Annotated in this window: 7 protein-coding genes and 1 tRNA gene; 5 read left to right on the forward strand and 3 right to left on the reverse strand. The window is 69.1% G+C overall.

Annotated features, from left to right (window positions below):
* Positions 1–196: 196 nt before the first annotated feature.
* The 3 genes from ACWCRB_RS46695 to ACWCRB_RS46705 all read right to left on the reverse strand — a co-directional run bounded on the left by ACWCRB_RS46695 (position 197) and on the right by ACWCRB_RS46705 (position 4,700).
* Positions 197–2,134 carry a galactose oxidase-like domain-containing protein gene (locus ACWCRB_RS46695; RefSeq protein WP_451001887.1) on the reverse strand — a complete coding sequence of 646 codons (1,938 nt, stop codon included), beginning with the start codon at positions 2,132–2,134 and terminating at the stop codon, positions 197–199.
* The gene (locus ACWCRB_RS46700; RefSeq protein WP_451001888.1) at positions 2,131–4,167 is read right to left on the reverse strand and encodes a glycosyltransferase family 2 protein; all 2,037 of its coding nucleotides are present in this window, start codon (positions 4,165–4,167) and stop codon (positions 2,131–2,133) included. Before ACWCRB_RS46700 ends, ACWCRB_RS46695 begins: the two co-directional genes overlap by 4 nt.
* Positions 4,168–4,626: 459 nt before the next feature.
* Positions 4,627–4,700: transfer RNA gene (locus tag ACWCRB_RS46705), tRNA-Lys, on the reverse strand.
* A 173-nt stretch (positions 4,701–4,873) separates the two neighbouring features.
* Between ACWCRB_RS46705 and ACWCRB_RS46710 the strand changes: the two genes are divergently transcribed.
* The 5 genes from ACWCRB_RS46710 to ACWCRB_RS46730 all read left to right on the forward strand — a co-directional run bounded on the left by ACWCRB_RS46710 (position 4,874) and on the right by ACWCRB_RS46730 (position 10,593).
* On the forward strand, positions 4,874–6,310 hold the full coding sequence (locus ACWCRB_RS46710; RefSeq protein ID WP_451001889.1) for a peptidoglycan-binding protein: 1,437 nt from the start codon (positions 4,874–4,876) through the stop codon (positions 6,308–6,310).
* 83 nt (positions 6,311–6,393) lie between these two features.
* Complete coding sequence (locus ACWCRB_RS46715) at positions 6,394–7,530, forward strand: SPFH domain-containing protein (RefSeq protein ID WP_451001890.1); 1,137 nt, start codon at positions 6,394–6,396, stop codon at positions 7,528–7,530.
* 120 nt (positions 7,531–7,650) lie between these two features.
* The gene (locus ACWCRB_RS46720) at positions 7,651–8,256 is read left to right on the forward strand and encodes a lytic polysaccharide monooxygenase auxiliary activity family 9 protein (RefSeq protein WP_235478406.1); all 606 of its coding nucleotides are present in this window, start codon (positions 7,651–7,653) and stop codon (positions 8,254–8,256) included.
* Positions 8,257–8,360: 104 nt separating this feature from the next.
* Positions 8,361–8,903, forward strand: coding sequence for a hypothetical protein (locus ACWCRB_RS46725; RefSeq protein WP_451001891.1), 543 nt, complete (start codon positions 8,361–8,363; stop codon positions 8,901–8,903).
* 40 nt (positions 8,904–8,943) lie between these two features.
* A complete protein-coding gene (locus ACWCRB_RS46730) occupies positions 8,944–10,593 on the forward strand; it encodes an AMP-binding protein (protein ID WP_451001892.1) in 1,650 nt (549 codons plus the stop codon).
* Positions 10,594–10,725: the final 132 nt, after the last annotated feature.

The following is a 10,725-nucleotide window of genomic DNA, read 5'->3' on the forward strand; positions in this document are numbered from 1 at the left end:
GTTGAAAGGGGGGCGCCGACTGTTTTTAGGGGCGCGGGGAACTGCGCGACCAGCCCCCACCGGCCCGCAGCAAACAACGCACCCCTAAAGCGATTCGGCGCCCCCTTTCAACGAGGGGCGCCGACCACCCACCTAGGGGCGCGGGGAACTGCGCGACAAGCCCCCACCGGCCCGCAGCCGACAACGCACCCTAGAACTAAGGCACCTTGACCCACTGCGCCTTGCTCGGTGTCCCCTGGTCATCCGTGACGAACAGCATGTACCAGCCCGATTCGACCAAATTCCGGTTCTTCGGAACCGTCACCGTGATGCTGTCCTTCGTCTTCTTCAGGTCCAGGGCGATCGACCGCTGGTCGACATCCGTCACGTGCGTCGAGGCGCTCGGGCGGATCAGGCGGGCCGTCTTGATCGTGGACGCGTGCTGGGACTTGAACGTCCCGGACGCGCCACGGGCGATCGTCTGGGGGCCGCCCGTAAGGGAGGGCTGCGCGTCGCGGTACAGGTACGGCGGCGTGTAGATCTCGATGCGCTGTTCGAACTTGCCCGGCTTGGTGTTGGCCTTGTCCGCGTAAAGGGAATCCGAGCCGAAGAACATGACCCGCCCGTCGGGCAGCAGGATCGAGCCCGAGTGGTAGTTCCGGCCCACCAGCGGGTCGGCGACCCTGTTCAGCTCGCCGGTCTTCGCGTCGTACATATGGGCCTGGAGGATGTTGGAGTCGCCGCGCCCCCGGTAGTCCTCCGAGCCGCCCGAGATCATGACCGTGTCGTCCGGGAGGATCGAGTACTGCGGATAGCGCGTGCCCTTCTCCAGGGACGGGCCGTCCGTGAACTCCGGGTTGGGCGAGAGGAGATCGATCAGCCGGGTCTTCTTGCTCGACAGCTCCGACTCGCCGACCCCGCCGCCGCCGATCACCATGTACTTCTCGTCCTGCGCCGGTGGCAGCAGCACCGTACCGGCGGTCTCCAGCATGTTCGGGTCGCTCAGGCCCTTGAGCTTGGTGAACTTGTTGGTCGCCACGTCCCAGATACCGGGGTCACGGCCCTTGTCGGCGGGGCCGTAGCCCGCGTTCGCGCCCGAGTAGAACATCTTGCCGTTCTGCATCAGGGAGATCGCCGGGTACGTCGGGAACTGCATGACGCCCTTGGTGTACGTCCACTTCTTGGTCTTCGGGTCGTACACCTCGTTCTTGCCCGGCACCAGCTGGCCGATCTCGTCCAGGCCGGAGAGGCTGAGGATCTTGCCGTCCGACATGGTGGTGAGCGTCGGGTACCAGCGGGCCTCGTTCATCGGGTCGACCGTGATGTACTTCTCGGCGACCGGGTCGAACTCGAAGGCGTCCCTGATGCCCTGGAAGTCCTTCTTGTCCAGGGCGAGCTTCTCGGCGATGCCGTACGTGTTGCGGGAGTCGGCGCCCGACAGGCCCTGCACGCGGTAGTTGTCCTGCGTACCGGTCTCGTACTTGGCGCCCTTCTTCTGCGCCTCGACGTAGATCCGGCCGAGCCCCGGGTCGTTGCGCAGGAACTTGCCCGTCGCCTCGTCGAAGACCTTCGTCGCCCGCTCGACGACGACCGGGTCCTTCGACACGAACGTCTTGCCGTTCTCCTTGCCGGTGAACTTGGTGCCCGCGGGCAGCGTGATCGGCTTGTCCGGGTTCTCGTTGTGCACCACCATCAGGCCGCCGGCCTTGGTGACGTCACCCTTCAGCTTCTCGTACCGCTTCGTGCCGCCTGCGATCAGCAGATTGCCGTTGGCGAGCTGGGTGTGGCCGGTGCAGAACAGGTCCTTCGGCGTGTCGATCTTCTTGATCGTGCCCTTGACCGGGTCCCAGAGGCGGGTGTCGAACTTCTTCGCGTCGAAGTTGTCCGCGTTGTTGCCGGAGCCCGCGACGAGCAGGACCTTGCCGGTGTGCAGCAACGCCGCGTGGATGGTGTTCTGCCGGTACTCCTCCGGGAAGTTCACCACCTCCCACTTGCCGTTCTCGGCCTTGTACTCCGGTCTGTTGATCTTGTAGTCGTGGTATTTCTCGGTACTGAAGCGGTACACCCACGGCCCGTTCATCCCCGCCAACGCGAGGACCACCGCCGTGCCTATCGCGAGACGACGGGCGCGGCGGCGGCCTGCACGGTCTTTCATTCCTTACGTCCCCCAAGTCCACCAAGGGCGATCTGCATGGTCTGGTCGTTGCCCTCGCTCCCTACGCTGCCCCCGCCGCTCCCGCCCGATGCGGCCCACTGGGGCTTGTGCTGCGGCGCGTGGGAGGAGTGGGGGGCGTATGGGGCGTGCGATGCCTGCGGGGCGTGTGGTGCGTGCTGGGCGGGCACGATCGGCTGCGGCGCGGGCGCCGCGTCCTGCGGCTCGGCGGCCGGGCGGGCGGCGAGCTTCTTCTTCTCCTGGCGCAGCATGTGCCGCCAGACGAAGATCGGCGTCGCGGTGATCGTCGTGGCGAACGTCGCCCAGATGATCATCGCGGGGTGCGAGTGCCCGAAGGCGAAACCGGCGCCGATCGAGCCGCCGAAGATCAGGATGAAGTACCAGTGGTAGCGGAACGTCCCGAACCAGCGGTCCGGGCTCGCCGAGTCGCCCTTGGGCGTGACCACGAACTTGCTCTTGCGCCGCAGCGCCGAGTCGATCAGGGCCTTCGCGTAGAGCGGCGCGGACAGCGCCGACATGACCATGCCCGCCACACCGCCGGAGCCCTCGGGCTCGTGCGGGGAGACGTTGTGCCGACGGTTCCAGATGTACAGGCCGATCTGCAGCGCCGAGGCGTTGCCGTAGAGCATCAGCCACACCGTCGGGTCGATGTTCACACCCGAGGCGCCCAGGCCCAGGAACAGCGCACAACTCAGCGCCGCCAGGATCCAGTTGAGGGCGGACATCGGGTAGAAGATGATCATCATCGTGTAGTTGAAGAGCTTGCTCGGCGGCAGCGAGTAGAAGCCCTTCCAGTACTGCGTGAGGATCGTCTCGTACGTCCCGCGCGACCAGCGCATCTGCTGGGTGAAGAAGTCCGTCCAGGCACTGGGACCCTCACCGACCGCGAGCACGTCCGGCGTGTAGACCGAGCGCCACTTCTTGCCCGTCGCCGGGTTCTTGTGGCGGTGGATCTCGAAGCCGGTCGCCATGTCCTCGGTGATCGAGTCGTACAGCCCGCCGATCTGCTTCAGCGCCTTGATGCGTACGGCGTTGCTGGTCCCCACGAACATCGGCGAGCCGTAGCGGTTGCCGGCCCGCTGGATCAGGGCGTGGAAGAGGAACTGCTGCGACTCGGCGGCCTTGGTGACGAAGTTGTCGTAGTTGCCGTAGACCTGCGGGCCGATGACGAAGCCGATGTTCGGGTCGCGGAAGAAGCCGAGCATCCGCTCCAGGTAGTTGGGCAGCGGTACGTGGTCGGTGTCCACGGAGGCGAAGAAGTCGTAGTCGTCGCCGTGCGCGTCGAGCCAGGCGTTGTAGTTGCCGTGCTTGGTCTTGGCGCGGTGCGGGCCCTTGGGCTGGTTCCACTTCGCGACGCCCTTGCGGGAGAAGTGGTGCACGCCGAGGCGCTCGCAGACCGCCTTCACATCGGCGTCGTCGCCCTCGTCGAGGAGCCAGACATGCATGAGGCCGCGGTGCCGGATCCGGACCGCGGCTTCGAGCGTCTTCGTCACCATCTCCAGCGGTTCCTTGCCGGGGACGAAGGAGGTGAGGAAGGCCACTCTCGTGCCGGTCTCCGGCACCACCGGGATCGGGTCGCGGGCGACCAGGGTGGCGTGCGCGTTCGACAGCACGTTCAGGCAGCGGAACAGCTCGATCAGGCCGATCGACACGAGCATCACGATGTCGAGCGCGGGCAGGAAGTCGTAGGCCGGGTAGTCGCGTTCCGTCCAGTGCGCGGGCTGGAGCAGCCAGACGAGCAGGACGACGGAGAGCAGCGGTGCGGCGCCCAGCATCAGCGCTGCCCGGAGGCGGTGCGGTTCCTGCGAGAGCAGGGAGCGGTATTTGACCGTGTAGGGCTTGTTCGGATCAGGTTGTGTGAGGGGTCCGGCCAGTCGGCTGTAGTGCTCGTAGTCGTACTTCGGCAAGCTCTTCTTGATGCGGCGGAAGCCCCCGGTCCGGTGTGACGGCAGCCTGAGCTGGGTCGTCTGTGATGCGTCGAAGTTCTGCCGGGCGCCCGTCGGCGTCGACGTCATGAGTCATCCCCCCACACGCAGGTCAACCGCGTGTTTGTCGGTTCCTAACGCCTGCTGGGCCCCCCTCGGCCTTCACAAACGCCTCAGCAATGGACCACTGCCGCCACATCTCTCACACTCTATAGACATGGAACAGCGCCCTTCCGGTTGCATGATGCCCCCCTCGGCATCTGTTCATGAACGGGGCCCCATCCCCGCGTCAGTGCAACCGGTCCGCCCCCAACTGCCGCGTATCCGCAGCATCTTGAAACCCAGGGTTCTACGCCGTTCAGCATGATCGCAAGATGCGAAACACGGTGTTTACCGGTCATACGCGCTCATTGTGACGGCTGATGAGTCCGGTTGGTGTGTTTGGGACCGGATGTGCACGGATGGTGCCGGAGTGTTTACGTATCGTCTCTTTAGTGTTGTCGACGCGAACAGGCCCCCCGCCGGAGCGGAGGGCCTGCCGTGTGTCTGTGCGCCGCCAGGGACTCGAACCCCGGACCCGCTGATTAAGAGTCAGCTGCTCTAACCAACTGAGCTAGCGGCGCGCGGTGACGTGGAGAACTCTACCCGACACCGGCGAGTGGTCAGGACCGCCGCGGTCCCACGCATCGGGCTTGTACATCATTCGGACCGTCAACATGCGACAGCGGGTGACAGTTGAGAAACTGCGGACGTGCAGAAGCGCGCAAGTCATCGCCTGGAGTGTGAGGGGAATCGCATGGCGACTCCGGTATTCGAGGAATTCGATCCCGCGAGCGACTGCGAATGCCCCGGATGCGTTCACTGGCGGGGCGTCAGACCGTATTCCGGACGGGTCTCGGGAACGGGTTCCGGACCCGCCCGTACGGCGGTCGGACGGACCCTCGTCGTGGCCGCGGCGGCGTCCACCGTGCTCGGCGCCGGCCACGCCCTGCCGGCCGCCGCGGCCCCGTACGCCCCCCATCGTCCGGGCGTACCCGCAGGTGACGAGCCCGAGACCCCGCAGGGCGGCAAGGCCCCGCTGCACGGCCCGACCGGCAAACCGGCCACGGACAAGCTCCGGGCGACCACCCGCGCGGAGATCGTCAACCGGGCCAGGACCTGGGTCGCCGCGCGGGTCCCGTACAGCATGAGCACGTACTGGCGGGACGGTTACCGCCAGGACTGCTCGGGCTTCGTCTCCATGGCCTGGAATCTCGCCGGGAACGAATGGACCGGCAGCCTCGAGAAGTACGGCGTACGGATTCCCAAGGATGATCTGCAACCCGGCGACATTCTCCTCTTCCACAATCCGTCGGACCCCCAGAAGGGTTCGCACGTCGTCATTTTCGGCGGCTGGACGGACTACACGCACACCTATTACATCGCCTACGAGGAGACCCGCCCGCACGCCCGCAGGCAGGCCACTCCGTACGCCTACTGGAGCCACTCGGACCGCTATCAGGCCTATCGCTACAAGGGCCTCGCCGCGAACACGGGCGGCACCGGGGACGGGAGCGACCCCGGTGGCACGGGTTCCACGGAGGGCCCGACCGGGCCGGCCGACCCGACGGATACGACGGGTGCGGCGCCCGGAGCCGCCCCCGACAAGGCGAGCAAGTTCCCGGGCTCGCGGTTCTTCGGCCCCGGTGCCAGCAACACGTACGTCACACAACTGGGCACAATGCTCGTCCGGCGCGGTGGCGCCCGCTTCTACACCTCGGGTCCCGGCCCGCGCTGGTCGGACGCGGACCGCAGGGCGACCAGGGCGTTCCAGCAGGCCCAGGGCTGGAAGGGCCCGGCGGCGGACGGCCTGCCGGGACCGCGCACCTGGGCGCTGCTGGTGAGCGGAACGGGCCGGGACATCGGGGGCGGCGCGGCTCCGGCGACTCCGGCCCCGGCACCGGTCCCCGGGCCGGTGGGCACGCCCGGCCCGCCCGCCGCGGGCAAGGCGGTCCCCGCGTTCCCCGGGCGGGGCGTGTTCCGGCCGGGCTCCAGCAGCCCGTACGTCGCCCAGCTCGGAAAACAGCTGGTGAAGAAGGGGTTCGGCCGGTACTACCCGACCGGGCCCAGCACCCGCTGGAGCGAGGCGGACCGGCGCGCGGTGCAGGCCTTCCAGCGCGCCCAGGGCTGGCGGGGCGGCGCGGCCGACGGCTACCCGGGCCCGGAGACCTGGCGCCGCCTCTTCTCCTCGTAACGCCCACGCCCCGGCACATGCCGGTTGGCCGGTAACCACTGTTGGACGCATGAACGCATCTGGCGCGGAGGCTGGAGGCACAAATGACCACGACGACCGAACAGACACCGGAACCCGAGGGCCCCCTGGACAATGGCCCCAACGGCCCCCGGCCCGCCCGGCTCATCCAGAACGAGGCCACCACCGAGATCCCCGTCCACCTGCTGTTCCGCGACGAACCCGACCCGGTGTCGATGCCGCTGCGGCCGGCCGTCGTCGGGCGCAGGCAGGGTACGGGCGAGCAGCCGCGCGTCCGCAGACCCGCACCGGCCACACCGCGCCCGGCGGTTCCGGCGGTCGACCCCGACCTGGTGGAGCGCCCGGCGCGGGTGCTGCCGGGCGCGGTGGGCGTGCTCGCCGGTGTCACCGGGCTGGCCGGGGGCGTGCTCACCTCCTGGTGGGCGGGCGCGCTGCCGCCTCTCGCGGTGGAGGCGCTGCGGCTCCCGGCGACCTACGCGGGCGCCGGTCCCGGCCCCGCCCAGTGGGCGGCGTACGCCGGGGCGGGCGCCCTCGGGCTGTTCGGCTTCGGCGGACTGGCGCGCGGGCGGACCGGACGGGCCTGGGTGCTCGGCCTGTTCGGCCGTTACCGGGGGACGGTCCGGCGCACCGGCCTGCTGTGGGTCAACCCACTCCTCCTGCGCAACCGGGTCGACGTACGGCTGCGGCACTGGCGCGGCGAGCCGATGCCGGCCGCCGACGCGAACGGGGTCGCGCTGCGGGTCGTCGTCCTGGTGGTGTGGCGGGTGAGGGACACCGCGCGGGCCACGCTCGGCGTCGAGGACCACGAGAAGTATCTGCGGGAGTGTGTCGAGGCGGCGCTCGTGCGGGTGCCGGTGGAGATGCCGGGTGCGGGGCGGCGAGCGATGGAGGTGGCCGGGGAGGCGCTGACCCGGGTGGTCGCGGCGGACACGGCGCCGGTCGGCCTGGAGGTGTTCTCCGTACTGCCGGTCCGGGTCGAGTACGCCCCCGAGGTCGCCGCCGCGATGACCCGCCGCCGTATCGCCGCCCTGGACGCCCAGCACCGGGCCGCCGCGCTCACCTCGGTCGTCGACTCGGTGGAGGACACGGTGACCCGGCTGACCATGCGAGGCCTGGTCGAACTGGACGACTACGAACGCAAGGTGCTGGTGAAGGACCTGACGGTCGCGTTCTGCGCGGGGCGGAGCGAGCCGGGGCCGTGAGGGTGGGGGAGTCGGGCTGCGATTGGTCTGGACATGCCCAAGGGCTGGTAATAATCTGGGACTTGGTCTAGACCTGCACGGCTCACTTGAACCTCCCCCACGTTCAGCAGGAGCGGCAGCATGCGCAAAAAGACCAAGTTGTACGCCTCCGTGGTCGGCCTGGCCACGACCGGCGCCCTCGTCCTCACCACCGGGGGCGCCACCGGTCACGGCTACACCGACCTCCCGATCAGCAGGCAGAAGCTCTGTCAGAACGGCACCGTGACGGGCTGCGGCGACATCCAGTGGGAGCCGCAGAGCGTCGAGGGCCCCAAGGGCTTCCCGGCGGCCGGACCCGCCGACGGTCAGATCTGCTCGGCCAACCACACCAACTTCGGCGCGCTCAACCAGCCGAAGACCCCGTCCGGCGGCACCTGGCCGGCGACGAAGGTGACGGGCGGTCAGAGCTACACCTTCCGCTGGCAGTTCACCGCCATGCACGCCACGACCGACTTCAAGTACTACGTGACGAAGTCGGGCTGGAACCAGAACCACGCCCTCGCCCGTTCGGACCTCAACCTCACCCCGTTCCTCACGGTCCCCTACAACGGCCAACGGCCGCCGTCCACCCTCTCGCACGCGGGCACAGTGCCGTCCGGGCTCAGCGGCCGGCATGTGATCGTCGCGGTGTGGACGATCGCCGACACGGCCAACGCCTTCTACGCCTGCTCGGACGTCACATTCTGAGCATTCCTTGAGCAATCCGCCGACCCCCCACGGGTACGTTCCCCGTACGCCCACATGACCAGGTGAGGCGTACGGGGAGCAGTACTGAGAAACGGGGTACGGCCATGGACTTCATGTTCTACGCGGGGCCGACGTTCATCATCGCGATCGCCGTCCTGATGGCGGCGTTCGTGATCCGCCGGGTGCTGCGGATGCGCCGCGCCTGGAACAGCGGCCTGACCGCCGAGGCGCGCTGTCTGCGCACGTACACGACGACGAGCGGCGGCTCCGGCGACTCCTCCGTGCACACGACACTGCACCACGTCTACGAGTTCGTCGCCCGCGACGGCCGCACCGTCCGCTTCGACGAGCCGCACGGCCCGGGCACGGTCATCGAGGGCGACTACGTCACCGTCTTCTACAGCGAGGGCGAGCAGGTCAACGCCACGGCACACCGCCCGAGCCCGGTCCGGCACGGACTGGCCCTGGCGGGCATCCTCGGGTTCCTGGGCGTGGTCGTGGTGTTCTGCGTCGGCTTCATGGTGACGTACAGCCAGGTCTTCGAGCCGTTCGGCGACGCCTTCTTCGGTACGGACGACGGCGGGTACGTGGTCGACGAGCAGACGGGGGAGACGTTCCCGGCCGACGAGTTCGCGGAGATGCCGTGACCCTCCACATCTGACGGCACGTCAATTATCGTGCGCGCTCATGGAGTTCACGGAGAAGCGCACGGTCGCGGAACTCGTGGCGGGACGGTGGGGCGACCACCGTCCCGGGCTGTGGTGCGAGGACCGGACACTGACACACCATGAGGTGGCCGCAGGCGCGGCGGCCAGGGCGGCCCTGCTGACGGACCTCCTCCCACCGGCCGCCGAACCGCACGTGGGCGTGTTGCTGGACAACACCCCTGAATATCCCCTCTGGTTGAGCGCGGCGGCCCTCGCCGGTGCCGCCGTCGCAGGCATCAACCCCACCCGCCGGGGCCCCGAGTTGGCCCGCGACATCCTGCACACCGAGTGCCCGCTCCTGATCACCGCGAGCACCCACCTCCCACTCCTCGCCGGCCTGGAACTCCCCGGCGTACGCCTCCTGTTGACCGACACGGAGGAGTACGAGGACCTCCTGACCCCTTACTCCGAGGCCGAACCGGACCCCACCCACGCCACCCCCACCGACCGCCTCCTCCTCTACTTCACCTCGGGCTCGACCGGCGCGCCCAAGGCGGCGATCTGCACGCAGGGCAGACTGGCCGCCGCCGGTCAGACACTGGCCCGGACTCTCGGGGTGGGCCCGGACGACGTCCACTACATCTGCATGCCGATGTTCCACGGCAACGCGGTCATCGCGGACTGGGCCCCGGCCCTCGCGGCGGGCGCCGGGGTGGCCCTGCGCCGCCGCTTCTCGGCCTCCGGCTTCCTGACGGACGTACGCCGCTACCGGGCGACCTACTTCACGTACGTCGGCCGGGCCGTCCAGTACCTGCTGGCGACGCCCGCCCGGCCCGACGACCGGGACAACCCCCTGAGGCTGGGCTTCGGCACGGAGGCCGGGACGGTGGACGCGGCGGCCTTCGAACGCCGGTTCGGGGTGCGGCTGGTGGAGGCGTACGGGTCCTCGGAGGGCGGGGCGGCCGTGCGCTGGACGCCCGGAACCCCGTCCGGAGCTGTAGGCCGGGCCGCACCGGACGACGACCTCGCGGTGGTCGACCCGGAGACGCGAGCCGAATGCCCGCCGGCCGACCTGGACGCCTCGGGCAGACTGCTCAACGGAACTGACGCGATAGGGGAGTTGGTGAACCGGGGCCCGAACCCCTTCGAGGGCTACTGGCGCAACCCGGAGGCCGACGCGGCCCGCCGCCGGGACGGCTGGTACTGGACGGGCGACCTCTTCTACCGGGACCCGGACGGCTTCCTCTACTTCGCGGGCCGCGCCGACGACCGGCTCCGCGTCGACAGCGAGAACCTGGCCGCCGCGATGATCGAGAACATCCTCGCCCGGTACGAGGGTGCGGTGGCCGTCGCCGTGTACGCGGTGCCGGACCCGGTGGCCGGCGACCAGGTCATGGCGACCCTGGCCGGCACCTTCGACCCCGCAGACTTCACCGCCTTCCTGGCCGCGCAGCCCGACCTGGGGACGAAGATGGCGCCCCGGTTCGTCCGGGTCGTGCAGCGGATGCCGGTCACCGCGACCAACAAGATCCACCGTGCGGGCCTCAGGCAGGAGGGGTTCAGCTGCCCGGACCCGGTGTGGTGGCGCCCCTCGGAAGAGCCGACGTACCGCAGGCTGACCGGGGACGATGTGGCGGGGCTGGTGGAGCGGTACCGGGAGCGGGGGCGGGAGGAGCTGCTGAGCAGATAACGAAAGAGCCCCTCGCAGCTACGAGGGGCTCTTTCTTACGTGCGCCGCCAGGGACTCGAACCCCGGACCCGCTGATGCTGCTTCATCCGGGGGATAACCCCCGGACCCCCAGCCGCCTCTGTCGAACCCCCA

The sequence above is a fragment of the Streptomyces sp. NPDC002156 genome (assembly GCF_053593675.1).